This is a genomic window from Micromonospora sp. CPCC 205558 (assembly GCF_036902955.1).
Taxonomy (GTDB): Bacteria; Actinomycetota; Actinomycetes; order Mycobacteriales; family Micromonosporaceae; genus Micromonospora.
In genome coordinates, this window is sequence record NZ_JBAKHR010000021.1 from 1 (window position 1) to 24,352 (window position 24,352).

General features: G+C 71.6%; 25 protein-coding genes and 1 tRNA gene. 9 read left to right on the forward strand and 17 right to left on the reverse strand.

What is annotated here, in order from left to right:
• Positions 1-192: 192 nt before the first annotated feature.
• Positions 193-264 (reverse strand) — tRNA-Gln (locus V6U86_RS22695).
• A gap of 108 nt (positions 265-372) precedes the next feature.
• Positions 373-1,176, reverse strand: coding sequence for a fumarylacetoacetate hydrolase family protein (locus V6U86_RS22700; protein WP_081883971.1), 804 nt, complete (start codon positions 1,174-1,176; stop codon positions 373-375).
• A 175-nt stretch (positions 1,177-1,351) separates the two neighbouring features.
• Between V6U86_RS22700 and V6U86_RS22705 the strand changes: the two genes are divergently transcribed.
• Both V6U86_RS22705 and V6U86_RS22710 read left to right on the forward strand, forming a co-directional pair.
• Positions 1,352-2,758 carry a hypothetical protein gene (locus V6U86_RS22705; protein ID WP_334506185.1) on the forward strand — a complete coding sequence of 469 codons (1,407 nt, stop codon included), beginning with the start codon at positions 1,352-1,354 and terminating at the stop codon, positions 2,756-2,758.
• A 35-nt stretch (positions 2,759-2,793) separates the two neighbouring features.
• Positions 2,794-3,660 carry a 3-methyladenine DNA glycosylase gene (locus V6U86_RS22710; RefSeq protein ID WP_334506187.1) on the forward strand — a complete coding sequence of 289 codons (867 nt, stop codon included), beginning with the start codon at positions 2,794-2,796 and terminating at the stop codon, positions 3,658-3,660.
• Between the two features lie 15 nt (positions 3,661-3,675).
• Here the strand turns inward: V6U86_RS22710 and V6U86_RS22715 are convergent, their stop codons facing one another.
• The 9 genes from V6U86_RS22715 to V6U86_RS22755 form a co-directional block, all read right to left on the reverse strand.
• Positions 3,676-4,272 carry a TetR family transcriptional regulator gene (locus V6U86_RS22715; protein ID WP_334506189.1) on the reverse strand — a complete coding sequence of 199 codons (597 nt, stop codon included), beginning with the start codon at positions 4,270-4,272 and terminating at the stop codon, positions 3,676-3,678.
• 73 nt (positions 4,273-4,345) lie between these two features.
• Positions 4,346-5,344: an aldo/keto reductase gene (locus V6U86_RS22720; protein WP_334506191.1), complete on the reverse strand. Its 999-nt coding sequence runs from the start codon at positions 5,342-5,344 to the stop codon at positions 4,346-4,348.
• A gap of 119 nt (positions 5,345-5,463) precedes the next feature.
• A complete protein-coding gene (arfB, locus tag V6U86_RS22725; RefSeq protein WP_334506193.1) occupies positions 5,464-5,889 on the reverse strand; it encodes an alternative ribosome rescue aminoacyl-tRNA hydrolase ArfB in 426 nt (141 codons plus the stop codon).
• A gap of 34 nt (positions 5,890-5,923) precedes the next feature.
• Positions 5,924-6,220 carry a hypothetical protein gene (locus tag V6U86_RS22730; RefSeq protein WP_334506195.1) on the reverse strand — a complete coding sequence of 99 codons (297 nt, stop codon included), beginning with the start codon at positions 6,218-6,220 and terminating at the stop codon, positions 5,924-5,926.
• Between the two features lie 98 nt (positions 6,221-6,318).
• Positions 6,319-7,173 carry a S1C family serine protease gene (locus tag V6U86_RS22735; protein WP_334506197.1) on the reverse strand — a complete coding sequence of 285 codons (855 nt, stop codon included), beginning with the start codon at positions 7,171-7,173 and terminating at the stop codon, positions 6,319-6,321.
• 38 nt (positions 7,174-7,211) lie between these two features.
• Positions 7,212-8,171: a VWA domain-containing protein gene (locus V6U86_RS22740; RefSeq protein ID WP_334506199.1), complete on the reverse strand. Its 960-nt coding sequence runs from the start codon at positions 8,169-8,171 to the stop codon at positions 7,212-7,214.
• Complete coding sequence (locus tag V6U86_RS22745; protein WP_334506201.1) at positions 8,168-9,193, reverse strand: DUF58 domain-containing protein; 1,026 nt, start codon at positions 9,191-9,193, stop codon at positions 8,168-8,170. Before V6U86_RS22745 ends, V6U86_RS22740 begins: the two co-directional genes overlap by 4 nt.
• Complete coding sequence (locus V6U86_RS22750) at positions 9,190-10,239, reverse strand: AAA family ATPase (protein WP_334506203.1); 1,050 nt, start codon at positions 10,237-10,239, stop codon at positions 9,190-9,192. The genes V6U86_RS22745 and V6U86_RS22750 overlap by 4 nt, the downstream gene beginning before the upstream one ends.
• Before the next feature lie 311 nt (positions 10,240-10,550).
• Positions 10,551-11,060: a hypothetical protein gene (locus V6U86_RS22755; protein WP_334506205.1), complete on the reverse strand. Its 510-nt coding sequence runs from the start codon at positions 11,058-11,060 to the stop codon at positions 10,551-10,553.
• Between the two features lie 329 nt (positions 11,061-11,389).
• On the opposite strand from V6U86_RS22755, the gene V6U86_RS22760 reads away from it, so the two are divergent.
• The gene (locus V6U86_RS22760) at positions 11,390-12,385 is read left to right on the forward strand and encodes an endonuclease/exonuclease/phosphatase family protein (protein ID WP_442934993.1); all 996 of its coding nucleotides are present in this window, start codon (positions 11,390-11,392) and stop codon (positions 12,383-12,385) included.
• A gap of 215 nt (positions 12,386-12,600) precedes the next feature.
• Here V6U86_RS22760 and cimA read toward each other — a convergent pair whose 3' ends face one another.
• The gene (gene cimA / locus V6U86_RS22765; protein WP_334506207.1) at positions 12,601-14,184 is read right to left on the reverse strand and encodes a citramalate synthase; all 1,584 of its coding nucleotides are present in this window, start codon (positions 14,182-14,184) and stop codon (positions 12,601-12,603) included.
• 313 nt (positions 14,185-14,497) lie between these two features.
• On the opposite strand from cimA, the gene V6U86_RS22770 reads away from it, so the two are divergent.
• The 4 genes from V6U86_RS22770 (at position 14,498) to V6U86_RS22785 (ending at position 16,563) form a co-directional block, all read left to right on the forward strand.
• Positions 14,498-14,674, forward strand: coding sequence for a hypothetical protein (locus V6U86_RS22770; protein WP_334506209.1), 177 nt, complete (start codon positions 14,498-14,500; stop codon positions 14,672-14,674).
• Between the two features lie 2 nt (positions 14,675-14,676).
• On the forward strand, positions 14,677-15,207 hold the full coding sequence (locus V6U86_RS22775; protein ID WP_334506211.1) for a carboxymuconolactone decarboxylase family protein: 531 nt from the start codon (positions 14,677-14,679) through the stop codon (positions 15,205-15,207).
• An 85-nt stretch (positions 15,208-15,292) separates the two neighbouring features.
• Complete coding sequence (locus V6U86_RS22780) at positions 15,293-15,751, forward strand: PRC-barrel domain containing protein (RefSeq protein WP_334506213.1); 459 nt, start codon at positions 15,293-15,295, stop codon at positions 15,749-15,751.
• A gap of 56 nt (positions 15,752-15,807) precedes the next feature.
• Positions 15,808-16,563, forward strand: coding sequence for a tyrosine-protein phosphatase (locus tag V6U86_RS22785; protein ID WP_334506214.1), 756 nt, complete (start codon positions 15,808-15,810; stop codon positions 16,561-16,563).
• Between the two features lie 67 nt (positions 16,564-16,630).
• On the opposite strand, the gene V6U86_RS22790 is transcribed toward V6U86_RS22785, so the two are convergent.
• Both V6U86_RS22790 and V6U86_RS22795 read right to left on the reverse strand, forming a co-directional pair.
• Positions 16,631-17,728: a branched-chain amino acid aminotransferase gene (locus V6U86_RS22790; protein WP_334506216.1), complete on the reverse strand. Its 1,098-nt coding sequence runs from the start codon at positions 17,726-17,728 to the stop codon at positions 16,631-16,633.
• Positions 17,729-17,891: 163 nt separating this feature from the next.
• A complete protein-coding gene (locus tag V6U86_RS22795) occupies positions 17,892-18,923 on the reverse strand; it encodes a 3-isopropylmalate dehydrogenase (protein WP_334506218.1) in 1,032 nt (343 codons plus the stop codon).
• Between the two features lie 227 nt (positions 18,924-19,150).
• Here V6U86_RS22795 and V6U86_RS22800 point away from each other — a divergent pair, with 227 nt between their 5' ends.
• Together V6U86_RS22800 and V6U86_RS22805 are read left to right on the forward strand one after the other, a co-directional pair.
• Positions 19,151-19,993: an FAD:protein FMN transferase gene (locus tag V6U86_RS22800; protein ID WP_334506220.1), complete on the forward strand. Its 843-nt coding sequence runs from the start codon at positions 19,151-19,153 to the stop codon at positions 19,991-19,993.
• 309 nt (positions 19,994-20,302) lie between these two features.
• Positions 20,303-20,659, forward strand: a complete 357-nt coding sequence (locus tag V6U86_RS22805) for a hypothetical protein (protein ID WP_088991107.1) — start codon at positions 20,303-20,305, stop codon at positions 20,657-20,659.
• Between the two features lie 76 nt (positions 20,660-20,735).
• On the opposite strand, the gene serA is transcribed toward V6U86_RS22805, so the two are convergent.
• The 3 genes from serA to ilvN all read right to left on the reverse strand — a co-directional run bounded on the left by serA (position 20,736) and on the right by ilvN (position 24,340).
• Positions 20,736-22,334 (reverse strand): phosphoglycerate dehydrogenase, encoded by a 1,599-nt coding sequence (serA, locus tag V6U86_RS22810; protein ID WP_334506224.1) that lies wholly within the window; start codon positions 22,332-22,334, stop codon positions 20,736-20,738.
• Between the two features lie 383 nt (positions 22,335-22,717).
• Positions 22,718-23,731: a ketol-acid reductoisomerase gene (ilvC, locus tag V6U86_RS22815; protein ID WP_334506226.1), complete on the reverse strand. Its 1,014-nt coding sequence runs from the start codon at positions 23,729-23,731 to the stop codon at positions 22,718-22,720.
• A gap of 93 nt (positions 23,732-23,824) precedes the next feature.
• Positions 23,825-24,340, reverse strand: coding sequence for an acetolactate synthase small subunit (gene ilvN / locus V6U86_RS22820; protein ID WP_088991111.1), 516 nt, complete (start codon positions 24,338-24,340; stop codon positions 23,825-23,827).
• Positions 24,341-24,352 lie beyond the last annotated feature (12 nt).

Consider the following 24,352-nt stretch of genomic DNA (forward strand, 5'->3'; position numbering starts at 1 on the left):
TCGAACCGGCGCTACCGCCTTGAGAGGGCGGCGTCCTGGGCCACTAGACGACGGGGCCAGAACAACTTTCGCTCCCCCACCGTGACGGCGGAGGAGCTGCACTCTTTCGAAGACCACCCTCCGCCCCCGGAGGGGCGGAGTCGAACTCCGTCAGAATCCAGCGTCTGGAAATTCTCGCGAATTCCAGCAGCGCTGGGGTACCAGGACTCGAACCTAGACTAACTGAACCAGAATCAGTCGGGCTGCCAATTACCCCATACCCCATTGGCCCCTTGCGGCGCCGGGAGTGAACTTTACCCTCCCGGTGCCGACAGGCCAAATCCGATCCCCCCTAACCACCCGTGAGCTGCGGAAACAGGGGCATCAGACGGATCAGGCGACGGGAACCACCGGGTTGGTGAGCTCGCCGATGCCCTCGATCCGCACGGTGACCGTATCCCCCTCGACAAGCGGGCTAACCCCGGCCGGAGTGCCGGTGAGAACGACGTCGCCGGGCAACAGAGTCATCACGTGCGAGATGTACGACACCAAGCCCGGCACGTCGAAGACCATGTCCTTCGTCCGGCCGAGTTGGCGTACCTCCATCTCCTCCGGGTTGCGACCCACCTCACAGCGGATCTCCAGGTCGGAGACGTCCAGCCCGGTGGTGATCCACGGGCCGATCGGGCAGAACGAGTCGAAGCCCTTGGCCCGGGTCCACTGCCCGTCCGACCGCTGAAGGTCCCGAGCGGTGACGTCGTTGGCGCAGGTGTAGCCGAAGATGGCGCGTTCGGCGGCGGCCCGGTCGGCGCGTCGCGCACCCGGCGCCCCGATCACGACCGCGAGCTCCGCCTCGTGCTCGACCTGCTTGGAGAAGATCGGCAGTCGGATGGCGTCCCGGGGGCCGATCACCGAGGTGGATGGCTTGAGGAAGAGCAGCGGCTCCTTGGGCACGTCGTTGCCGAGCTCGGCGGCGTGGTCGGCGTAATTGCGGCCGACGCACACGACCTTGCTGGGCAGGATCGGCGAAAGCAGCCGAACGTCGGAAAGGGCCCACCGGGCCCCACTGAAGGAGAGTTTGCCGAACGGGTGGCCCTCGATCTCGGCGATGGTCAGGCCCTGCGGCCCGGCCCCCGGTTCGCCTTCGACGGCACCGAACGACATTCCCTTGGCATGGGCGAAACGAGCGATACGCACCCGGCCAATCTAGCGCCGCCGACACCCCAACCGGCCAGGACCGGCGCTCGGGTGTGCTCAACCCGTCAGCGCGCGGCACCCTATCGGAGCAGGAGGTGACCGGGGCTGGCTTCCGGAATTCGTACCCGCACGGAAGCGGCTCGCCCCTAGCGTCGGCTTCCGGAGGTTCGTTCGTATGCCTGCATCGACACGACACCACAGAGCCCTCGCAGTGTTCGTGCACTGCCTCGGCATCCTCGCCGCCGTGCCGGCCCTGCCGGCGGCGGCTCCGGAGGCGGCGGCCACGCCACGACCACCGGCGGCCACCCCACAATCCACGGCGGCCACCCCACAACCCACGGCGACTGTCACTCGGCCACCGGTGGCGATGGCCGCCCGGGTGACCGAGCCCACGCCGCCCTCGGCGCCACCGGCGATGGCACCGCCCTCCCGGGCGCCGGCGTCGGCGCCCCCGCAACCGGTCACGGTGGCGGTCGCGACGGAGAGCAGCCCGGCACCGAGGTACCGGATCCAGGTGCGCAACGTGAGCAACTCGACGCTGGACACCACCGTGCGCCAGGAGTTGCCGCCCGGCTCGACGACGACCGCGATCAGCGGCGGTGGTTGGTCCACCCCGGCCAACGGATCGGCCACCGAGGTGACCTGGCGGCTGCGGCTGCCCGCGCACAGCACCACCACGCTGGGCACCGCGCTCGCCGCGACCGCTCCGGGCCAGCCGCTGACCGCGCCGACCTGCGCGTTCACCAGTGACGGCAGCCGGCCGTACGACTGCGCCACGGCCACCTGGCAGGCGGCAGTGGCACCGGCGGCCGAGGTGACCGAGGCGCCGGGCTGGCGGCGCTACCCGGTGCTACTGGCCGGACTGGCGATCCTGCTGCTGATCAGCGCCGCCCTGGTCTGGGTGTGGCGACGCCGACGTGGGCGTCGGGTGACGGCTGCCGCGCTCGCCACCGACGGCGGAGCCGAGGATGGTCGCGGGACGATCTACCCGCGGCCGGCGGCCCCGAGCCCGGTGCGGCGTCGGCGTACCCCGCCGGTCTGGATGTTGGTGGGCGCCGCCGTCGTGGTGCTGGCCGGCGTCGTCGGCACCGCGGGTTGGACGGCGACCCGGCAGGTCGCGGCGATCGACACGCAGAAGCAGCCCACCAGCGGCGCGTGGATGGGCACCGGGGTCACCGGGTCGCTGGGCGTGCCGCTGCGCGAGTCGGCGTTCGAGTTCACCGTCTACCGGATGACCTGCGGCGCGCCCGGCAGCGCCGGGAAGGCCGACGGCGGCGGACCCGCACCGGCCAAGGGTCGACGCTGCGAGGCCACCGTGGGCGTGCGCAACGTCACCGGCGACCACCAGCCGTGGCACAGCGAGCTGCAACGGGCGTACCTGCCCGGCGGGCGCTGGGTGAGCACCGACGAGTCGGCCACCCGGTCGGCGAACCTGGGTCGGGACGTCTTCGCCGACCCGATGGCGGCGGGCACCCGGATGGTGCTTCCGCTGGTCTTCACCATCGACGGGCGGGACCCGCCGCAGCAGCTGGAGCTGCGCAGCGGGGTGTTCTCCGCCGGGGTCCGGGTGCAGATGCCCTGACCGGGTGCGTGGGCGGCGGTCGTACCCTGGGGTGCGTGACCGCCGCCCTCGCCCCTGCCGTGCTCGACACGGCGCAGTGGCAGGCCCGTCGGCGGGCGCACGAGGAGCGGGTGGACGTCTGGCTGACGCCGCACCTGGCCCGGCGACGACGCGGTGAGCGGCATCCGGTGGCCGACTTCCTGTTCACCTACTACTCGCGCCGCCCGGCGCAGCTGCGTCGCTGGCATCCGGGTTCCGGTGTCGAGTTGCGCGACGCCGATCCGGCCGAGTTCGGCCGCGACTACCGCGCCAGCGCCGCCGGGGTCACCCTCGACACCGATGGGGTACGCGCGCGGCGCGGCGAGTCGATCGCCTGGATCCGCTCCCTGTTGGCGGCGACGCGTGGACGGGCGCCGCATTTCGGCTGCTTCGGGATGCACGAGTGGGCGATGGTCTACCGGCAGACCCGGGAGGAGTTACGGCACAACGCCTGGCCGCTGCGGTTGAGCACGGAGCGCACCGCCGAGGTCGTCGAGGAGCGGGGCGTACGGTGCAGCCACTTCGACGCGTTCCGGTTCTTCACGCCGCCGGCCCGCCCGTTGAACCTGCTCACCCCGACCCGGGAGACGCAGCACGCGAACGAGCAGCCGGGCTGTCTGCACGCCAACATGGATCTGTACAAGTGGGCGTACAAGTTGTCGCCGTTGGTCTCCTCGGAGTTGGTGGCCGACGCGTTCGAGCTGGCTCGGGACATCCGCACGCTGGATATGCGGGCCAGCCCTTACGACCTGGCGGCACTCGGCTACCCGCCGGTGCGGGTGGAGACTCCGGACGGCCGGGCGGAGTACGCGGTGGCACAGCGCGGGTTCGCCGAGCGGGCCGCGGTGCTGCGCGACCGGCTGCTCGCCGCCGTCCCGGCCTGACCCGGGGTCGGCCGCTCAGGTTGCCGGGCGGGTACGCAGGCCGTCGATGAGCAGCGCCACAACGGCTTCCATGTCGTCGTCGAGGCCGGGCTCGTTCCAGTCGGCCCGGTGGGCTGGGTGGTGGAACCGAGCGGTGGCCTGCAACAGGGCCCGGCCGGTCACCGCCGGGTCGGGCACGGCGAATTCGCCGGCCGTCACCCCGTCCGCGACGATCAGGCTGAGTTGACCGGCGAGGACCTCCAGGTGGGTGGCGACCGCACCCTCGGAGAGGGTGGCGAGCTGGTGGAAGTTGTCGAACAGCTCGGGGTCCTCCCGCGCCATCCGGCGTTTGGTGCCGCTCAGCTCCGCCAGCCAGCGGCGCAGCCGTCGCGGGGCCGGGCCGGGCCCGGTGGCCACCTCGATCAGCGGGGTGGACACCCGGGCCAGCCACCGTTCGGCGACCGCGTCCCGCAGCGCCGTCTTGCTGGCGAAGTGCCGGTAGACGCTGCCGTGGCTCACGCCCAGCGCGCGGGCGACGTCCAGCACAGTGGCCTTGGCCGGCCCGTAGCGGCGCAGCACCTCCTCGGCGGTGTCGAGGATGCGGTCGGCCGTCAGGGCGGTGGCGTCGCTCATCGTCCCAGCCTTCCTGACGGCGCGGCCGGCCGTGGCGCGACCCCCGGTCGGCGGGCGCGCCACGGCCGGGTGGTCACGCCCGCTCGCTGTCCAGGTGGGCCATCTGCGCCTCGTCGTAGCGGGCTCCGGCTGCCGCGCCCGCCGGGACGGCGGCTTCGATGGCAGCCAGGTCCGCCTCGGTGAGCGTGATCGCAGCGGCCCCCAGTGCCTCGGTGAGGCGGTCCCGGCGACGGGCGCCGACCAGGGGCACGATGTTCTCGCCCCGGGCGAGCACCCAGGCGATGGCGATCTGCGCCACGGTGACGCCCCGGGTCTCGGCGATGGCGCGCAGCGCCTCCACCAGGGCCAGGTTGCGGTCCAGGTTGTCGCCGGAGAACCGGGGCAGGTGGCTGCGGAAGTCCGTGCCGGCGGTTTCCCGCCGGGTCGTCCAGTGGCCGCTGATGAGCCCGCGGGACAGCACCCCGTAGGCGGTGATCCCGACGCCGAGCTCGCGGGCCGTCGGCAGGATGTCGGTCTCCGGGTTGCGGGAGATCAGCGAGTATTCGATCTGCAGGTCGGTGATCGGGTGCACGGCGTGCGCCCGGCGCAGGGTTTCCGCGCTCACCTCGGACAGGCCGATGTGGCGGATGTGGCCGGCCTTGACCAGCTCGGCGAGGGCGCCCACCACATCCTCCACCGGCACGTCGGGCGAGAGCCGGGAGGGGCGGTAGATGTCGACGTGGTCGGTGCCGAGTCGGCGCAGGGTGTACGCCAGGAAGTTCTTGATCGCGACGGGTCGGAGGTCGATGCCGTTCCAACCGCCGTCGACGTCGCGCAGCGAGCCGAACTTGACGCTGATCACGGCGTTGTCGCGGTTGCGGCCGCGCAACGCGTCGCGCAGCAGCAGCTCGTTGTGCCCCATGCCGTAGAAGTCGCCGGTGTCCAGCAGGGTGATGCCGGCGTCCAGTGCGGCGTGGATGGTGGCGATGCTCTCGGCCTCGTCGGCGGCGCCGTAGAGGTCCGACATGCCCATCAGGCCGAGCCCGAGCGCGGAGACGGTCGGGCCGGTGGTGCCGAGGGTGCGGGTGTTCATGGGGTGTTCCTCTCACCTGGGTGACACGTTGAGCGTACACCTGTCAGATGACAGATCCCAGATTCTGTCACCGGAGGCTCGAAGGAATCCCCACGGCGGAGGACTTTTCGGGTGGTTCGCTACTCGCCGTCTGTTCGGCGGTCACGCTTGCGCTGAGACTGGCGCTTCTTCTCGGCCAGCCGGCGCTCCTTGGCCCCCCGGGACGGGCGGGTCGCTCGCCGGGTCGGAGGTGGGGGCGCGGCGGCCTCCCGCAGCAGGGCGGTCATCCGTGCCCGGGCCGCCTCGCGGTTGGCCAACTGGGCCCGGTGTTCGCTGGCGGCGATCGTCAGCACCCCGTCGACGAGGCGGTTGGCCAGCCGGGCCAGCGCCCGCGACCGCAGCCACTCGGGCACGGCCGGCGAGTTGGCCAGGTCGTAGCTCAGCTCGACCCGGGAGTCGGCGGTGTTGACGCCCTGCCCGCCCGGCCCGGACGAGCGGGAGAAACGCTCCCGCAGCTCTCCGGCGGGGACGACCCACCGGTCGGTCACCCGCAGTCCGTCGTCCACGCCCTGAGGCTAACCCGCGACGACCCGTCGAAGGTCATCGGTGCGGAGGCTCGCTCCGGGTCGGGGACTGGCTGGGCACCGGTCCGGCGGTCTCCTCGTCGGAGCCGACCGCCGCGTACGCCACCGCGCCGAAGAGCAGCAGCGCGATGACCGCGGCCTTCACGGCCATGGCACGGATCAGTGACCAGGCGCCCCGACGGGCACCCGGCACCGATTTCTTGACTGTCTGGTAGTCGGTCCACCCGCGTCGTGCCCGGGCGTACGCCGACCCCACCGCAACTCCGATGACCAGGCCCACCAGCAGGAGGACCGTGAGAAGAGGACGCTCCACCTCCGCCAGTATCCATACCGAGAGTAATATTTCCATGGTCCGATGCCGTCCGGCCGGATATCTGACAGTGGCCGCCCTCGTGGGGGCGTCCGGCCAGCTCAGCCGCCCTTGCCGATGATCGTGTCGGCGGTCTGCTGCACCTGGTCGATCGGGATGGCGAACCCGATGCCAATCGAGCCATTCCCATCGATGGTGGCGATGGCGGTGTTCACACCGACCACCTCCCCGCGTGCGTTGACCAGCGGCCCACCGGAGTTGCCGGGGTTGATCGACGCGTCGGTCTGCACCGCGCTGTGCCGGTTGTTGCCGAGCCGCACCTGGCGGTCCAGCGCGCTGACGATGCCCGCGGTGACCGTACCCGCCAGCCCGAGCGGCGAACCCACCGCGAGCACCGGCTCACCGACCCGGGTCGCGCCCGGCTTGGCCAGGGGCAGCGGGGTGAGACCGGCCGACGCCGGCACCTTCAGCACCGCCAGGTCGCTGCGCGGCTCCCGTCCGACCACCTCGGCGGCGAACCGGCGGCCGTCGGGCAGCTCCACGGTTACCGGCCCACCACCGCCCTTGGCCAGGATGTGGTCGTTGGTGATCAGATGCTGCTGGTCGTCCACAGCGAAGCCGGAGCCGGTGGCGGACCCGCCGCTCGCGCCGCCGGCCAGCACCGACACCACCCCGGGTACGGTCTTCGAGGCCGCGGTGACCAGCTCGGCAGGCACCGGGGCGGCGGACGCCGCGGCCGGGCCCCCGGGCCCGTCCCGGCCTGCCACCACGCCACCGGCGACAGCGCCGGAGACGGCGGAGAGCGCCACCACGGCCAGCGCGGCGAGCAGCCGTCGCGGCCGTCGCCCGCCCGGGTCGCGCTCGGGCGCGTCCCACCACCCGCGCCCGTCCGGGTCGAGTTCCGGTGAGATGAACCAGGGACCGCGCGGTTCGCCCAGTCCGGTCTGCACTGCCATGCGTACTCCTCACTGTCGACGTCGGTTGTGCGCAGCGGTCAGGGCAGCCGGGAGAACCACCGCATCGAGCCGGCGGCAGCACCCATCGCGAACACCAGTCCGAGGCCGATGAACCGGGCCGAGACGTCCTGCCGCTCGGTGCGGTAGCCAACCGAACTGCCGATGTCGTCGTAGACGGCGCGCAGCTCGTCGGTGGTGCTGGCCTCGTGGAACATTCCGCCGGTCTCCTCGGCGACCGCCTTGAGGGTCTGCCCGTCCACCGGCACCTGGATGGGCCGTCCACCCCTGTCGACGAACCCGGACGGTGTGCCGAACGAGATCGAGTGCACCGGCACCTCCGCCGTCACCGCCTCCGCCGCCGCCTCCATCGGGTCCATCCCGGAGGTGTTGGCGCCGTCGGAGAGCACGATGATCCGGGCCGGCGGCGGCTCCTTCGCGGCCTCGTTGTCCAGGCTCTTGACCGCGCCGAGTGAGGTGTTGATGGCCTCGCCGATCGCGGTGCCCTGCACGCCGGTGATCCCCTCGGCGAGCCGGTCGATCCCCTCTTCGAGGGCGTCCCGGTCGGTGCTCGGGGGCACCAGCACGGCGGCGCTCCCGGCGAACGCGACGAGGCCGACGTTGAACTCGTCGGGCAGGCCATCGACGAAGCGCCGGGCAGCCACCTTCGCCGCGGCCAGCCGGTCCGGTTCGACGTCGGTGGCGAGCATCGACGTGGAGACGTCCACCGCCACCATCACCGTGGCCCGTTCCCGGGGCACCCGAACCTCGGCGCTCGGGCGGGCGAAGCCGACCACGAGCAACGCCAGCATGGCCAGGAAGAGCCCGGCCGGCACGTGCCGACGCCAGGCGGGCCGTTGCGGCGCCACCCGGTCCAGCAACCGCAGGTTGGTGAAGCGGACCGCGTACCGGCTGCGTCGCCGCTGCATCACCAGGTACGCGACGACCAGGGCGAGCACGCCGAGCAGCAGCCAGAGTCGCAGCGGTGACTGCCAGCTCACGCGGCACCTCCCCGGGGCTGGCCGGCCGGCGCGGCGGCCAGCCGACGTTGGGCGTGTACGTGCCGGACGATGTCCGCGCTCCAGTCCCCGTCGGTGCGCAACGGCAGGTGGGTGGCACCGCTGCGACGCAACGCCTGGTGGACCTGTTCGCGCTGGGCGGCGGCGGCCTCGGCGTACCGCTCGCGCAGCGCACGGTCCGATGTGCACACCTCGCGGTGTCGACCGGTCTCTGGGTCGACGAGCGTGATCAGGCCGACGTCCGGTAGTTCCAGCTCACGGGGGTCGGTCACCTCGATCGCCAGCACCTGGTGCCGGACGGCCAGCCGGCGCATGGTCCGCTCCCAGGGCGCCGCCTGGCTGGGTTCGTCGGGCAGACCGTCGAGGAAGTCGGAGACCACCACGACCAGTCCCCGCCGGTTGGCGATCCGGTGCAGCGCGTCGAGCCCGTCGGCCAGATCGGGCGGTCGGGCCGTCGGCCCGCTCCCCGGCCGGTCGGTGGGCGCGGTGGCACGTGGGGCGGCGAGCAGCGCGCGCAGCAGTGCGAGCAGATGGGTACGCCCGCTGCGGGCCGGAAAGCGGCGTACCCCGTCGGCGCGCAGCACCTGGGCGCCGAGGCGGTTGCCGACGCCCGCGGTCAGGAAACCGACCGCCGCGACGGCGGCCACCGCCAACTCCCGTTTGTCCAGCTCGGCGGTGCCGAACTCCATGCTGGCGCTGCCGTCGACGAGCAGCCAGGTGGTCAGCTCCCGGTCGGCGTCAACCTGCCTGACGTGTGGCACGGCGGTGCGGGCCGTCACCGCCCAGTCCATCCGACGGACCTCGTCCTCGCCCGGCCGGTACTCGCGACTGCCGGCCGGTTCGCTGCCCGGACCGGGCAGCAGACCACGGTACTGGCCGTGCAGCAGGCCGTTCAGTCGGCGCGTGACGGTCAGTTCCAGGCGGCGCAGGCGCTGGTCCGGGGCCAGCTCGGCCAGCCCGGGGTCGGCGGGCGTGCTGGCCGACGCGACGTTCGCGCGTCTCATGCCGCCGCCAGATCCGGTGCCTGCTGTGGGTGCCCGTTGGCCAGCCGGGGCGGCGGCACCGCCTCGACGAGCCGTCGCACGACGCTCTCGGCCGACACCCCGTCGGCCACCGCGTCGAAGGAGAGCACCAGCCGGTGGGCGAGAACGTCGACGGCCAGGTCACGGATGTCCTCGGGCAGCACGTACTCCCGCCCCCGCAGCAGGGCCTGTGCCCGGGCGGCCGCGACCAGGCCCAGGGTGGCTCGCGGGCTGGCCCCGTACGCCAGCAGCGGGGCGATCTCCGGCAGCCCGAACCGGCCCGGATCGCGGGTGGCGAGGATCAGCCGCACCACGTACTCGGCCAACGCGTGGTGGACGAAGACCCGCTCGGCGTGGGCCTGGAGGTCCCGCAGCCGTTGCGCGTCGAGCACCTGGCGCGGACTCGGCCGGTCGGTGCTCATCCGGTAGAGGATGGCCAGTTCGTCGGCGTCGCTGGGGTAGTCGACCACCACCTTCATCAGGAAGCGGTCGCGCTGCGCCTCCGGGAGCTGGTAGACCCCCTCGGACTCGATGGGGTTCTGGGTGGCCAGCACCAGGAACGGCTCCGGGACCGGCCAGCTGCGCCCGCCGATCGAGACCTGCCGTTCAGCCATCGCCTCCAGCAGCGCCGACTGGACCTTGGCCGGGGCCCGGTTGATCTCGTCGGCCAGCACCAGGTTGGCCATGATCGGGCCCAGCTCGATGTCGAAGGTTTCCTTGGACGCCCGATAGATCCGGGTGCCGACGATGTCGCTGGGCACCAGGTCCGGGGTGAACTGGATCCGGGAGAAGGTGCCGCCGACCACTGTCGCGAGGGTCTGCGCAGCCAGTGTCTTGGCCACGCCGGGTACCCCCTCCAGGAGGCAGTGTCCGTTGGCGACCAGGGCGGTGAGCAGGCGTTCGACGAGGCGATCCTGCCCGACGATCACGCGTTTGACCTCGAAGAGGGTCTGTTCCAGCTCGATGCCGGTCGGCTCCGGATCGACCGGGCTGGGCATGCTGGCCAGGGTGTCCGAGATGTCCGTCACGGTGCTTGCTTCCCGGGCACAGGCCGGGCAAACGTCGGATTGTGCGGGCCGGACCGGGCCGGAGTGGCCGGAATGGGGATGAGCCGCGCGGAAGGGTGACGACCATCGCGAGCCCGCCGAGGAGCGCTCAACCGGGCAGCGACCTACCGGGGAGCGCCGATCGGCGCGAGTCGGGTCAAAGGACGCACAACCGTCAAGCGACCGGCCACGGAGGGTCCGACCGGCTGGCCGAGGCACAGCCGGCGAGTCCGCTGAGCGGACAGGGTCCGGCCCCCGTCGCCGTGAGCGACGGGGGCCGGGTGTCGGGTCGATCAGGGGAGGTGGACGACCAGGTGGAAGCCCAGGTCGGTCGGGGTGCCGGCCGAGTTGCGGGTCTGCACGAAGACCCCATTGGGCGTGCTGAGCCGGGGCGCGACCGAGATCTCGCCGGCCGGCGGGATGCAGCAGGAGTCAGCCCGGCCGACGGTGGCCACGATAACGCTCGACGTGACGTTGTGACCGAACTGGACCTCGTACTGGCCGACACCGTACTTGATCACTGTGCCGACGCCGCGTGCCTTGGTGCCGTTGGAGTTGACGACGACGACGCTGGTGGTGGCGGCCAGCGTGGTGGCCGAACTCGCCTTCATTGCGGCCTTCGCCAGCCGCGCCGATTCGGCGCTGACCGGCGGCTGGGAGTTCGTGCCGCGGGCCGCGGGCTGGACGGCCTCCTGTGGCGCCTTCGCCGACGGCTGGGCGATGGCGATGCCGCCGCCGGCGAGACTGAGCCCGAGGACGGCGAACGTGACCGCCGCCAACTTACGTCGGAAGGATGTACTCATGACAGGTCCCCCTTGTGTGACCGTGCGAATTCGGCCGACCCGCGGGGCGGGACGGATGACTGCCCATAAATCGGCGTACGACGACAACTGGGCGGAGGAAAGCCGATTCAACTACACCCGGAGAAGGTGATTTCTCGGCAATCTACATCCCCTCTGAGCTGCGGATACTACTCAGAGTTGCGTCGCTTGAGCCAGATGGAACGTAGCACCGGAAAAAGCCGGCAGTCAATAGTTGATCTCGCTTTTTCCAGGTGTCAACCAGCCGTCAGATAATTGTGAAATGTGAGCGCGCCACCATTCATGAAATGGTTTCGCCGGGCCCGACTACGATGACCGTCGTGATCATCGACGCTCTGCCCACGCACCGGATCGCCCGGCTCGGCACGGCGCTCTGCTGGCTTGCCGTCGCACCCACAGCCCTCTGGGCGACGGCCCGGCTGCTCGGCCTGGACCGGGGGCCGTTGGTGCAGGCGCTCGCCTTCACGCCGTACGTCGCGGGCGTCAGCGTGCTGGTCCTGGGCCTCGCGCTCGCCCTGCGGCGCTGGTGGCCGGCGGCGCTCGCGGCACTGACGGCGGTGGCGTTGCTCGGCACCGTCGCACCGCGGGCGCTGGCCAGCACGCAGCCTGCGGCGGCCGGGCCGACCGTGCGGCTGCTCACCGCCAATCTGCTCGCCGGCGCCGGTGACGCGCGGACGCTGGTGGAGCTGGTCCGGCGACACCAGGTGGACGTGCTCACCGTGCAGGAGTTCACACCTGACGCGCAGGCCGCACTGGATCAGCTCGGCCTGGACGTGCTGCTGCCACACCGGCAGCTCAACCCCGAGATCGGCACCGCCGGCTCGGGGCTCTACTCGCGGTGGCCGATCACCGACGTCGGCGTCCGGCGCAACCTCAACGGCTGGGGCTTCAGCCAGGCGTACGCGACGGTGTCCGTCCCCGGCGGGCCCCCGGTCCGCGTCGAGTCGGCCCACCCCTCGGCGCCGTACGCGCTGGACCAGGTGGGCGCCTGGCGTGCCGACCTGACCGCCCAGCCACCAGCCACACCGGACGGTGGCCTGCGGATCCTCGCCGGGGACTTCAACGCGACCCTCGACCACAGCCCACTGCGGGCCCTGCTGCGCACCGGTTACGTCGACGCCGCCGACGCCACCGGACAGGGCCTGACCGGCACCTGGGGTCCGTACGACGGCGACCTCATCCCACCCGTCGCCATCGACCACGTACTGGTCGACCACCGGATAGCGGTCCGCTCGGTGCAGGTGCTCGCCCTACCCGGCAGCGACCACCGCCCCGTCCAAGCCACCCTCACCCTCCCCACCCCCTAACTAGTCCCCGCCCCGCCCCGCCCCCGCGCCCGCCCCGCCCCGCCCCCGCCGCGCCCCCGCCCCGCCCCGCCGATCTTGCACTTTGTGTCCCGGCATCAGCGACAAAAGCCGCATAGCGTCGACACAAAGTGCAAGATCGCGAGAGCGGGTGGGGGTGGGGTGGGGTGGGGCGGGTGGGCCTCGCGAGGGCGGGTGGGCGGGGGTGGGGGCGGAGGCTAGACGGTGGTGGGGGCCAGGCCGTAGGTGAGGGCGTCCACCAGGGCGTGCCAGCTGGCCTCGACGACGTTCGGGTGGACGCCCACCGTGGTCCAGTCACGGCCGCTGCTGCCGGAGGTCTCCAGCAGGACCCGGGTGACCGCGCCGGTGCCGTGGCTGCCCTCCAGGATGCGCACCTTGTAGTCGGCCAACTCGAAGTCGCGCAGCTGCGGGTAGTGCCGGGTGAGGCCCACCCGCAGCGCCTCGTCGAGGGCGTTGACGGGGCCGTTGCCCTCGGCGGTGGCGATCACCCGCTCACCGCGAACCCGGATCTTGACGGTCGCCTCGGAGACCACAGCGCCGTCCTCGCGGTGCTCGACCAACACCCGGTACGACTCCAGGGTGAACGGTCGGGCCGGGCTGCCCTCCGGCAGCTCGGAGCGCACCAGCAGCTCGAAGGACGCGTCGGCCGCCTCGAAGGACCAGCCACCCGCCTCCAACTCCTTGACCCGCTTGGTGACCCGGGTCAGGGCGTCCGGGCTGCCGGCCAGGTCCAGGCCGAGTTCGCGACTCTTGAGCTCGACGCTGGCCCGACCGGCCATCTCGGTGACCAGGATCCGCATGTCGTTGCCCACCACCGACGGGTCCACGTGGTTGTAGAGCAACGGGTCGACCTTGATCGCGCTCGCGTGCAACCCCGCCTTGTGAGCGAAGGCAGCGGCCCCGGCGTACGCCTGGTGGGTGTCGGGGGCGATGTTGGCGATCTCGGCGATGGCGTGCGAGACCCGCACCATCTGTGCCAGGCAGCCCTCCGGTAGGACGGGCATACCCAGCTTGAGTTGGAGGTTGGCGACGACCGCGAAGATGTCGGCGTTGCCCGGGCGTTCGCCGTACCCGTTGGCGGTGCCCTGCACGTGGCGGACGCCCGCCTCCACGGCGGCGATCGTGTTGGCCACCGCGCAGGAGGTGTCGTTCTGGGCGTGCATACCGAGCAGCCCGGCGTCGATCCCCAGCCTGTCGGTCAGGTCGAGGATCACGGCGGTCACCTGGGACGGAAGCATGCCGCCGTTGGTGTCGCAGAGCACCATCCGCTCGGCGCCGGCGGCGAGCGCGGTCTGCACCACGGCCGCGCCGTACGCGGGGTCGTGCCGGTAGCCGTCGAAGAAGTGTTCGCCGTCGACGAAGACCCGCCGACCCTCGCGAACGAGATGGTCGACCGTGTCGTGGATCATCGCCAGGTTCTCCGCGCCGGTGGTGCGCAGCGCGCGCTCGACGTGCCGGGTGTCGGCTTTGGCGACCAGGGCCACCGCCGAGGTCTGCGCGTCCAGCAGGGCGCGCACCTGGGGATCGTCCGCGACCGGAACACCGGCCTTACGGGTGGCGCCGAACGCGACGAGTACGGCGTGCCGCAGGTCCAGCTCGGTGCGGGCGCGCCGGAAGAACTCGGTGTCCTTGGGTACCGCGCCCGGCCAGCCGCCCTCGATGAAGCCGACGCCGAACTCGTCGAGCAGCCGGGCCACGGCCAGCTTGTCGACCACCGAGTAGGTGAGCCCCTCGCGCTGGGCGCCGTCGCGCAACGTGGTGTCGAAGACCTGGAACGTCATCAGGATCCTTTCTCGGAGCAACAAAAAGACCTCCCGCGGATGCGGGAGGTCTGCGCGCTCGGCGGAGGGGGGCCGGCGCGCTAGGTCGCAATAATCAGGGCGGTGCTGGTCACGATGGCCACTCTGCCACCCCTCCCGTGGTTTTGGGAGGGACAATCCACATGGCGAGACGATTACTGAGGGTTCGTTCAGCCCGAACCGTCGCTCGTGATCGGCTTCACAAGCCACCAGGGCGCTCACCGGCGGGAACAGCGGTACGGAAGCATTTGGAACGGATCCAATGATGGCCACGTGCCATTTGCAAGGAGGACCTGTGCTCACCGTCAGTGACCGCTTACCTGAGCACAGACTCACCGCCTGCGCATCGCTGGGCGCCACCAACGCGTCCAAGACGATCAACCACGCGTCCCACGAGGGCAAGTGGCGTGTGGTCTCCGTCGGGCCGAGCGACGTCACCGTCATCGGCCCGACGGAGATCGCTGGCGGCTGATCATGGGCCTGGACGCGATCACGGCAGCCCTGCCGGCGTACGCCAAGGACATCTCCCTCAATGTGGGCTCCGCCCTCGGCACCTCGACGTTGACCCCGGCGCAGGCCTGGGGCACCGCGCTGGCCTCTGCCGTGGCCGCCCGTAACCCGGTGGTGTTGCGGGAGATCGCGGCCGACGCGCTCGGGCACCTCGGCCCGGAAGGTGTCGAGGCGGCCAAGGGCGCCGCCGCGATCATGGCGATGACCAACATCTACTACCGGGCCAAGCACCACATCGGCGACGAGCGGTACGCCTCGATGCCGGCCCGACTGCGGATGCAGATCATCGCGAGGCCGGGGGTGGACAAGGGCGACTTCAAGCTCTGGTGCCTCGCCGTGTCGGCAATCAACGGCTGCGACGTGTGCCTGGAGTCGCACGAGAAGACGCTGCGCGGCCGAGGTTTCACAGCCGAACAGGTGCACGACGCACTGCGGATCTCCGCCGTGGTGCACGCCGCGGCGGTCACCCTGGACGCCGAGGCCGCACTGGCCTGAACACGTACGCCGTTTCCGGCCCCCGACGGCCGGGTAGCTCCTGCGCAGACATTGAGTTGATCGGTGACAGTCAGGAGTGATCGGCATGGACAGGATCGATCCGCACGCCACCCACGCCGGGCCGGATCCGCTGCGCGGCGGCGACCAGGGCGCGGTGCCCGGCGGCGCGCCGGCCGGCACCTTCGACCCCTGGCGCTATCGCGACCAGGCCGGCGTGGCCGACGCCGACCTGGTCGGCTACAAGGTCGAGGCCAGCGACGGTGGCGTCGGCAAAATCGACAGCGCCAGTCACGAGGTGGGCAGCAGCTACCTGGTCGTGGACACCGGGCCCTGGATCTTCGGCAAGAAGGTGATGCTGCCGGCCGGCACCGTCAACCAGGTCGACCACGACCAGCGCACCGTCTCCGTCGACCGGACCCGGGACCAGATCAAGGCCGCCCCGGAGTACGACGAGACCAGCCACAGCGACCCGACCTACCGCGATCAGCTGGGTGGCTACTACGACGAGACGTACGGCGCGCTCCCGCCCGGCACCGCACGGTGAGGTGTTCGGCCCGACGGCCGGTGGGGCACGATCCCACCGGCCGTTACCGTGTGAACGTGGATGCCACCGAGGACAACCCCCAGCTCTCGCTCCCCGCCACCTTCAACTTCCGCGACGTCGGTGGCTGTCTCGGCCACGACGGCCGATCCGTGCGCCGAGGCCGGCTCTACCGCTCCGACTCGCTGCACCGCCTCACCGAATCCGACCAGGACGCGTTCGCCGCGATCGGGATCCGCACCGTCATCGACCTGCGCCGCCCCACCGAGGTGGAGCGGGATGGCCGGGTGCCGGCGTACCAGGGGCTGACCTACCAGAACATCCACCCGGAGCACGCCGACTGGACGGGTACGCCGCACGAGGAAGGCGCGAGCCTGGCCCGATACCTCGCGGACCGGTACGCCGACCTGGCGCAGACCGGCACCGCCGGGCTGGCCGAGGCGGTCGGGCTGATCGCCGATTCCGCCAACGCCCCGGTGGTGGTGCACTGCGTCGCCGGCAAGGACCGCACCGGCATCGTCTGCGCGTTGACCCTCGCCGCGCTCGGCGTCGACGACGCTGACATCACCGAGGACTACGCGTTGAGCAGCGAGGCGTCCGCCCGGTACAGCGCCTGGCTGACCTCCGTCACCCCGGGCGGCGTGGACGTGCCGGCGCCGTTCCTGGCCTCACCCGCCGAGGCGATGCAGATCTTCCTGGACGAGCTGCGTGCGGGGCACGGCTCGGTCGAGGCGTACCTACGCCACGCCGGAGTGACCGACGAGCAGCTCGCCGCGCTGCGCGACCACCTGCTCGACGAGCCCGCCGAGGCGTAGGCCGGCGTCGCGCGGCGCCGACCGTGCCGGCCCAGTCCAGGTGGACGGGCCGGCACAGCGACGAGGGTCAGAAGACCCGCTGCACCCAGCCGTACGGGTCGGCTGCATCGCCACGCTGAATGTCGACCAGCTGCTGCCGCAGGGCCATGGTGACCTGGCCGGGCTCGCCGCCACCGATCAGGAACTCGCCGTCGGGGAAGCGGACCCCACCGATCGGGGTGACCACCGCGGCGGTGCCGCAGGCGAACACCTCCTTCAGGCGTCCGCTGGCGGCGTCGGCCTGCCAGTCGGCGAAGCTGATCGGCCGCTCCTCGACCCGGTGCCCGGCGGCGCCGGCCAGCGTGATCACGGCGTCGCGGGTGATGCCCGGCAGGATCGTGCCGGTCAACGGTGGCGTGACCACCGTGCCGTCGTCGTAGACGAAGAAGACGTTCATGCCGCCCAGTTCGTCGACGTACCGGCGCTCCACCGCGTCCAGGAAGACGACCTGGTCGCAGCCGGCCTCGATGGCCTCCGCCTGGGCCGCCAACGACGCGGCATAGTTGCCGCCGCACTTGGCCGCACCGGTGCCACCGGGCGCGGCCCGGGTGTAGTCCGGAGAGACCCAGACGGTGACCGGCTTGACGCCACCGGTGAAGTACGCGCCGACCGGTGAGGCGATCACCATGTAGAGGTATTCGTTGGCCGGGCGGACGCCGAGGAAGACCTCGCTGGCGAACATGAACGGCCGCAGGTAGAGGCTGCCGTCCGCACCGGTGGGGATCCACTCCCGGTCGATTTCGATGAGCTTGTGCAGCGAGTCGACGAACACCTCCGGCGGCAGCACCGGCATCGCCATCCGCTGCGCGGAGGTGGCGAAGCGAGCCGCGTTGGCGTCCGGCCGGAACATCGTCACGCCGCCGTCGGCCGTGCGGTACGCCTTGAGCCCCTCGAAGATCTCCTGCGCGTAGTGCAGCACCGCGCTGGCCGGGTCCATCGGGATCGGGCCACGCGCCTCCACCCGGGCGTCGTACCAGCCCTTGCCGTCGGCGTAACGGACGGTGACCATGTGGTCGGTGAAGACGCGGCCGAACCCGGGGTTGGCCATCAGGGCGGCCCGATCGGCAGCGGATACCGGCGCGGCATTCGGACGGATCTCGAAGTCGAGCTTGTCACCACCGCTCATCGCGTTGACCTCCCTGCGGAACAACGGCATGCGGGACCGCACACCGACATGGCTGTGCCAGAAACCTACCCCGAACGGTCGTTCAGCGGGTAGCGCCGGTCGGGCTGGACAGGACTGCCCGGGCAGACCGACGCCGGGCCGGTCGCCACTCGGGCCGGGACGGTCAGGCTACGACGTGGGCGGCGAGCCGGTCGCCGACCTCTTCGGTACGCAGCGTCACGCCCGGAACCCGGCTGGCCAGCTCGGCGGCGACCGCCGCGTTGACCCGGACGGCGGCCTCGCTGTGCCCGAGCTGGTCCAGCAGCAACGCGGTGGAGAGCACCGCGGCCACCGGGTCGGCGATGCCCTGACCGGCGATGTCCGGTGCCGAGCCGTGCACCGGCTCGAACATCGAGGGGTACGCCCCCTCGGGGTTGATGCAACCGCTGGCAGCCAACCCGATGCCACCGGTGACGGCCGCGGCGATGTCGGTGAGGATGTCGCCGAAGAGGTTGTCGGTGACCACCACGTCGTAGCGCTGCGGTTGGGTGACCAGGAACATGGCCGCCGCGTCGACGTGCTGGTACTCGGTGGCGACGTCCGGGTGCTCGGCGGCGACGGCGTCGAACGTGCGGGCCCAGAGCGACCCGGCGTGGGTGAGCACGTTGGTCTTGTGCACGAGGGTGACCTTGCGCTGCTCCCGGCGGCCGGCGCGGGCGAACGCGTCACGGATCACCCGCTCCACGCCGTGCCGGGTGTTCAGGCTCTCCTCGGTGGCGACCTCGGCCGGGGTGTCCCGGTGCAGGGAACCACCGGCGCCGGCATAGAGCCCTTCGGTGCCCTCGCGCACCACCACGAGGTCGACCTCGCCCGGCTTCACGTTGCCCAGAGGGCCGGCGACCCCGGGCCAGAGCCGCGACGGGCGCAGGTTGACGTACTGGTCGAAGGCGAAGCGGAGCTTGAGCAGCAGCCCCCGCTCCAGCACACCCGGCGGAACCGTCGGGTCACCGACCGCTCCGAGCAGGATCGCGTCGTGCCCGGCCAACTCGGTCAGCACCGAGTCGGGCAGCACCTCTCCGGTACGGTGCCAGCGGGCGGCACCGAGGTCGTACTCGGTGGCCTGCACGTCGGGCAGCACCGCGTCGAGGACCTTGCGGGCCTGCGCGACCACCTCGGGCCCGATGCCGTCCCCGGCCACCACCGCGATCCGCGCCACGACCGCACTCCTCTGCTCAACGGTTTCGTCCGGGCAACGGTACGTCGCCGTCCCGCCTCCCGGTACGCTACGTCCGAATATTGGGACGGAGAATGCACAGCACCCTCTCAGCTGGGACTCATGGGGCGATCATCTCCGCTGCCTACCGTGGTGCTCAGTGGGTCGCGGGGGCCCGCTGACCAACGGGGTCGCGATGACGCGGCACCACGTGCGAGGGGGCAGATGCGATGCGCATCGATGAGCAGCCACGGACCCGCTGGCCGGACCCGTCCGCGTTTCGCAACCGCCGGCCGGACCTTCGACTCGGCACCCGCCGGCACCGGATCGACCCGGCCGGCGCCACCGAGGGCCGCATCGCGGTCCAGCACACCGTACGCACCGCGACCGCCGAGTACACCCTGCTGCTCAACGCCCCCGAGTGGCTCGGCCGCCGGGGCGTGGGCGAGGCGCTGCGGGACAGCGTCGCCGAACTGCGTGCCATCGACCTCACCTACGGCCCCAACCGACCGGAGAGCCTTGTCTCCCGGCTACGCCGCGGCGAGATCAGCCCGGAGTCCTACCCGCCGCTCGCCGATCTGGTGGACCGCTGCGCCGCGATGCGCGCCGCCACCGACGGGTGGTTCGACGCCTGGGCGGTGCCCGGCGGCTTCGACCCGGGCGGCCTGCTCGGCGGTTGGGCGGTGGAACGCGCCGCCGAGCGGTTGCGTGCCGCCGGCATCCACGACTACGCCGTCCTCGCCGGCGCCGACCTCGTCGTCCGGGGCCGCGCGCCGCACGGCGGGCCCTGGCGGGTCGCCGTGCACCACCCGACCACACCCGAGCGCGCGCCACTGGTGCTGGAGATGACCGCTGGCGCCATCGGCACCTCCGGGGTTACCGGGCGGCAGGGGCACGTGGTGGACCCGCACACCGGCGAGCCGGCCGACCACCTCGTGGCCGCCACCGTCGTGGGCCCCGACCTGACTGTCGCCGACGCCTACGCCACCGCGCTCTACGCCGCCGGCCCCACCGGACTGGCGTGGTTCCGCGGCAACTCCGACTATCGCGCGCTCTTCGCCCACCGTCGCTGAGCTGGTCGGGCACGCGATCGGCCCCCACAGTCTCGGCAACGACCGTGGGGGCCGGTCAGCGACGAGTGCGCGTGGCTCGCACAACCGAGGGGTGCGGACCGGTCGGGCCGGACGTCGACCGCGCCACCCGAAGACGGGCCGGCGCCTCGAACTCGGCCAGTGACCGCAGTGCGTACGCTAGCGAATCGGCGCAACTCGACGCAAGAGTCTCCACTCCGGACCGTCGTGACCGGACACCGTGGCAATCGACGGTTGACCGGCGGCGAGGCAGTTTCGACATGGTGAACGGCGGATGGCACGCTATCCGCCGTGAGTTTCGATCTGAGCGTGTGGGCCCTGGAGGACGGGGCGACGCCCGAGGACGTGCGGACAGCGGTCGACGGTTGCCGGCAGGGGCGGCACGTGGACCGCTATCCCGACCCTCGGGTGGTCAGCTTCTACCGGGCGATCACCGCCTCCTATCCGGACCGTCACCCCGGCCCGAACAGCCCGTGGGCGGTGGCGCCGCTGCACGCGGCCCACGACCACGTCGAGTTGAACCTGCACCCGACCTGCGCGGACCAGGTGCTACTGGACATCGAGCGGCTGGCCGGCGAGCACGGGTTGATGCTCTTCGACCCGCAGGACGGCTCGGTCTACCCGCCCCCCGCGCGAATGCCCGGCTGACCCGACCGGCGGCACGAACGGGGAAATGACGAGGGGCCCGGCGAATCGCCAGGCCCCCCACGGTGCTTGTCGCCTACTACTCGTCGCGCAGGTCGGCGGCGCTGGCCGCCGTGGCCCCGATGGACTCGGCGGCCGAGGTGAGCAGGTCGGCGCCGAGCGCCTGGTCGACGGTGAGCGTCATCAGCGTCTCGCCGCCCGCCTCCCGACGAGCCACCTGCATGGCGGCGATGTTGATGCCCGACTCGCCGAGCAGGGTACCGACCGTGCCGACCACGCCGGGTCGGTCCGCGTAGCGCAGGAAGAGCAGGATGCCCTCCGCGCCGATCTCCACGTCGAAGCCGTCCACCTCGGTCAGCTTCAGCACGTCCCGGGCGCCGGTGTGGGTGACCGTGCCGGAGACACTGACCGTCCGGCCGTCGGGCAGCGCGCCGCGCACCGTGACCAGGGTCGGCTGCTCGGCCGTCTCGGCCAGGGTCGCCAGGGTGACCTCGACGCCCCGCTCGGCGGCCAGGTGCGGCGCGTTGACGTAGGTGACCTGATCCTCGACCACGGAGCTGAACAGGCCCTTGGTGGCGGCGAGCTTGAGCACCGACACGTCGTGGCTGACGATCTCACCGCGAACCTCGACCGTGACGCTGGCGGCGATCCCACCGGCGACCGCGGTGAACGCGCGGCCGAGCTTCTCCGCCAGCGGCAGCAGCGGCCGGACATCCTCGGCGACCACGCCGCCGGCCTGCACGTTGACCGCGTCCGGGACGAACTCGCCCTGCAACGCCAGCTTGACGCTCCTGGCCACGGCGAGACCGGCCTTGTCCTGCGCCTCGTGGGTGGAGGCGCCCAGGTGCGGGGTGGCCACCACGTTGTCGAAGGCGAACAGCGGCGACGAGGTGCACGGCTCCTTGCTGTACACGTCGACACCGGCGCCGGCGACCCGGCCCTCGGCGATCGCGTCCGCGAGCGCCTGCTCGTCGACCAGCCCACCACGGGCGGCGTTGACGATGCGCACGCCGGGCTTGACGATCGCCAGCTCCTTCTCGCCGATCAGACCCACCGTCTCCGGCGTCTTCGGCAGGTGGATGGAGATGAAGTCGCTCTCCCGCAGCAGCTCTTCCAACCCCACCAGGCGAACGCCGAGCTGCGCCGCACGGGCCGGCTGGATGTACGGGTCGTACGCGATCAGCCGGGTGCCGAACGCGGCGATGCGCTGCGCGAAGAGCACCCCGATCCGACCGAGCCCGACCACGCCGACGGTCTTGCCCTGCACCTCGACGCCGGTGTACTTCGACCGCTTCCACTCCCCCGCCTTCAACGCGGAGCTGGCGCTCGCGGTGTTGCGGGCGACGGCGAGCAGCAGCGCGACGGCCTGCTCGGCGGCGGAGACGATGTTGGAGGTGGGCGCGTTGACGACCATGACGCCCCGCGCGGTGGCGGCCGGCACCTCGACGTTGTCCAGCCCGACGCCCGCCCGGGCGACCACCTTGAGTCGCGGCGCGGCGGCGACCGCCTCGGCGTCGATCTGGGTCGCGCTGCGCACGATGACGGCGTCCGCCTCGGAGAGCGCCGAGAGCAGGGCCGGACGGTCGGTGCCGTCGACGTGACGGACGTCGAAGTCGTGGGCGAGCACCTCGATGGCGGCGGGGGCGAGTTCTTCGGCGATCAGTACGACAGGATTCATCGGTCCTCGTAGAGGTCGTGTTTGCGATCGGCCCGGGCGGCCGGGCGCCGCACTGCGCCCTGCGCTGATCCGTGCCGTGGCCGTCAGGTGCCGGCTGCTGCACCTACAGGCGATCGTAGGGGCCGTGCTGCTCGACGTGTTCCGGTCTTCGGGGTGAGTGCCCTCACAGCCCGGCCATCAGCCGTTCACCGCACAGAAACGCGCCCCTCCCCGCGATCTTGCACTTCCTGTCGCGACCTAAGGGGCACCGCCCGACAAATCGACATGCGGAAGTGCAAGATCGACGGGGGTGAGGGTGGGGGCACTGTTGACGGCCCCGGGTTGCGCTGGGGAGAGCGCGACCCGGGGCCGTCGGTGAAGGGGCGTTCGGCCGAGCCGGACGGTCAGGCGGTTTCGGTGATCGGGCGGTCGACCCAGCTCATCATGCCGCGCAGCTTCTTGCCGGTCTCCTCGATCGGGTGCGCCGCACCCTCGGCCTGCCACTTGGTGAAGTTCGGCCGGCCGGCCTCGTCCTCGGCGACCCACTCGCGGGCGAACTCGCCGGACTGGATCTCACCCAGGATCTTGCGCATCTCGTCCTTGACCCGGGAGTCGATGATGCGCGAGCCACGGGAGAGGTCGCCGTACTCGGCGGTGTCGGAGATGCTGTAGCGCATCTTCGCGATGCCGCCCTCGTACATGAGGTCGACGATCAGCTTCAGCTCGTGCAGGCACTCGAAGTAGGCGACCTCCGGGGCGTAGCCGGCCTCGGTGAGCACCTCGAAGCCGGTCTGCACCAGCGCCGAGGCGCCGCCGCAGAGCACCGCCTGCTCACCGAAGAGGTCCGTCTCGGTCTCCTCGGTGAAGGTGGTCTTGATCGCGCCGGCCCGGGTGCCGCCGATCCCCTTGGCGTACGCGAGCGCGAGCGCGAGCGCGTTGCCGCTGGCGTCCTGCTCGACGGCGACGAGACAGGGCACGCCCTTGCCGTCGCTGTACTGGCGGCGGACCAGGTGGCCGGGGCCCTTGGGCGCGACCATCGCCACGTCCACCTCGGCCGGCGGCTTGATCAGGCCGTACCGGATGTTGAAGCCGTGGCCGAAGAAGAGCGCCTTGCCCGCCGCGAGGTTCGGCTCGATCGACTCGGTGTAGAGCTTGCGCTGGGCGGTGTCCGGCGCGAGCACCATGATCACGTCGGCCTCGGCGGCGGCCTGGGCCGGCGTGAGCACCCGCAGGCCCTGCTCCTCGGCCTTGGGCCGGCTCTTCGATCCCTCCGGCAGACCGATCACCACGTCGACGCCCGAGTCGCGCAGCGACAGCGCGTGGGCGTGACCCTGGCTGCCGTAGCCGATCACCGCGACCTTCCTGGCCTGGATCAGGCCGAGGTCGGCGTTGTCGTCGTAGTACACCTCAACGCTCATGAGAACTTCCCTTTCGTACGACGGCCGGGACGGCCCGTCGTGGTCTGTGCGGATGAATTCGCCGGACGGCCCGCCGGGGCCGACCGGTGGCGGTCAGGCAGCCCGTAGCGCGGGTCCGGCGGTGATCGAGCGCGAGCCGCGCCCGATGGCCACCAGCCCCGACTGGACCATCTCCTTGATGCCGAAGGCCTCGAGGTCGCGCAGGAGCGCGTCGAGCTTGTCGGGGGTGCCGGTGGCCTCGATGGTGAGCGTGTCCGGTGCGACGTCGACCACCCGGGCGCGGAACAGGTTGACGGTCTCCAGCACCTGGGATCTCGCGGCGCGGTCGGCGCGGACCTTCACCAGCAGCAACTCCCGGGCAACCGACACCTGCGGATCCAGCTCGACGATCTTGAGCACGTTGACCAGCTTGTTGAGCTGCTTGGTGACCTGCTCCAACGGGGACGACTCGGCGTTGACCACGATGGTGATCCGGGAGACGTCCGGGTTCTCGGTCTCGCCGACGGCGAGGCTGTCGATGTTGAACCCGCGCCGGGAGAACAGGCCGGAGACGCGGGCGAGCACGCCGGGCTTGTTCTCCACGAGCACGGACAGGGTGTGCATGGTCACTGCGTCTCCTTC

What these genes read in the sequence shown, in the direction of transcription:
- V6U86_RS22705 (WP_334506185.1), top strand. Translation starts at nt 1,352, where the DNA reads ATGCCTGCATCGACACGACACCACAGAGCCCTCGCAGTGTTCGTGCAC.
- V6U86_RS22715 (WP_334506189.1), bottom strand. Translation starts at nt 4,272, where the DNA reads ATGAGCGACGCCACCGCCCTGACGGCCGACCGCATCCTCGACACCGCC.
- V6U86_RS22720 (WP_334506191.1), bottom strand. Translation starts at nt 5,344, where the DNA reads ATGAACACCCGCACCCTCGGCACCACCGGCCCGACCGTCTCCGCGCTC.
- V6U86_RS22735 (WP_334506197.1), bottom strand. Translation starts at nt 7,173, where the DNA reads ATGGCAGTGCAGACCGGACTGGGCGAACCGCGCGGTCCCTGGTTCATC.
- V6U86_RS22745 (WP_334506201.1), bottom strand. Translation starts at nt 9,193, where the DNA reads ATGAGACGCGCGAACGTCGCGTCGGCCAGCACGCCCGCCGACCCCGGG.
- V6U86_RS22755 (WP_334506205.1), bottom strand. Translation starts at nt 11,060, where the DNA reads ATGAGTACATCCTTCCGACGTAAGTTGGCGGCGGTCACGTTCGCCGTC.
- V6U86_RS22760 (WP_442934993.1), top strand. Translation starts at nt 11,390, where the DNA reads ATGACCGTCGTGATCATCGACGCTCTGCCCACGCACCGGATCGCCCGG.
- cimA (WP_334506207.1), bottom strand. Translation starts at nt 14,184, where the DNA reads ATGACGTTCCAGGTCTTCGACACCACGTTGCGCGACGGCGCCCAGCGC.
- V6U86_RS22775 (WP_334506211.1), top strand. Translation starts at nt 14,677, where the DNA reads ATGGGCCTGGACGCGATCACGGCAGCCCTGCCGGCGTACGCCAAGGAC.
- V6U86_RS22780 (WP_334506213.1), top strand. Translation starts at nt 15,293, where the DNA reads ATGGACAGGATCGATCCGCACGCCACCCACGCCGGGCCGGATCCGCTG.
- V6U86_RS22790 (WP_334506216.1), bottom strand. Translation starts at nt 17,728, where the DNA reads ATGAGCGGTGGTGACAAGCTCGACTTCGAGATCCGTCCGAATGCCGCG.
- V6U86_RS22800 (WP_334506220.1), top strand. Translation starts at nt 19,151, where the DNA reads ATGCGCATCGATGAGCAGCCACGGACCCGCTGGCCGGACCCGTCCGCG.
- serA (WP_334506224.1), bottom strand. Translation starts at nt 22,334, where the DNA reads ATGAATCCTGTCGTACTGATCGCCGAAGAACTCGCCCCCGCCGCCATC.
- ilvC (WP_334506226.1), bottom strand. Translation starts at nt 23,731, where the DNA reads ATGAGCGTTGAGGTGTACTACGACGACAACGCCGACCTCGGCCTGATC.